Source organism: Azospirillum sp. UFLA03-27, from assembly GCF_059803775.1.
Genome location: NZ_JAUQTX010000512.1, coordinates 1 through 967 on the forward strand (window position 1 = coordinate 1; position 967 = coordinate 967).

Genomic DNA, 967 nt, shown 5'->3' on the forward strand with positions numbered 1-967 from the left:
GCGTATAATCGTCGGCAGCGTCAGATGTGTATAAGAGACAGGCACCCATCAGGTCGCGGCCGCGCTGCACGCCGGCCTCGTCGTAGGGCAGTTCCACCCCGCGCTCCGCCCGGTCGAACAAAGCGGGGGCCAGCGTGCGGTAGCCGTCGGCCGCGTAGCCGTCGCAGACGCGGCGGATGTGGCTGTTGATCCCGAAAATCTCCTGGACGATCAGAAGCCGCCCCTTTTCCGGCCCGACGGGCCGGGCTTCGTAGGCGGTCAGCCGGTGCCCGTCGGACGCCGTCAGGTGCGTCCAGGCGCTGCTCGTGCCGGTGGTCGTTCCGGTCATGGCTGGTCTCTCCCTCCATTCGTTCCGTGCAGGGAAGATAGCAGCCTGACGCCGGGTGTCATCCGCGACCGACTGGCCCATATCCCCTAGGACCGTCACCCCGTCACTGGAGCCGCCCGATGTCCGCCCCCGCCGACCGTTCCCCGACCGCCGGACCCTTCGACCTGACGCCGCCGACGCCGGACCAGCGCGCGGTGCTGGTGGAGCGCCTGTCGGACGAGGAGCGGCACGTCCTCCTCAGCCATGGGACGGAGGCGCCCTTCTGCGGCGGCCTGCTCGACAACAAGAATCCTGGCACCTACGCCTGCCGGCTGTGCGGCCTGCCGCTGTTCCGGTCCGGGACGAAGTTCGAATCCGGCACCGGCTGGCCCAGCTTCACCGCGCCCTACGAGAACGCGCATCTGAAGCTGGTGCAGGACAACAGCTACGGCATGGTGCGGGTGGAGACGCTGTGCGCCCGCTGCGGCAGCCACCAGGGCCACGTCTTCCCCGACGGCCCGCCGCCGACCGGCATGCGCTTCTGCATCAACTCCGTCTCGCTGGCCTTCCTGCCCGAGGGGCAGACGCTGGCCAGGAGCGTTCAGGATTGGGTGGAGGACTGTCTCTTATACACATCTGACGCTGCCGACGATTATACGC

2 protein-coding genes are annotated in these 967 nt (G+C 68.5%); one reads left to right on the forward strand and one right to left on the reverse strand.

Annotated features, from left to right (window positions below):
- On the reverse strand, positions 1-328 hold a 328-nt coding region (locus Q4I23_RS32790; protein ID WP_498529016.1), incomplete at its 3' end, for a dienelactone hydrolase family protein.
- Positions 329-447: 119 nt separating this feature from the next.
- Between Q4I23_RS32790 and msrB the strand changes: the two genes are divergently transcribed.
- Positions 448-967: peptide-methionine (R)-S-oxide reductase MsrB (msrB, locus tag Q4I23_RS32795; RefSeq protein ID WP_498529017.1), on the forward strand; the 520-nt coding region annotated here is incomplete at its 3' end.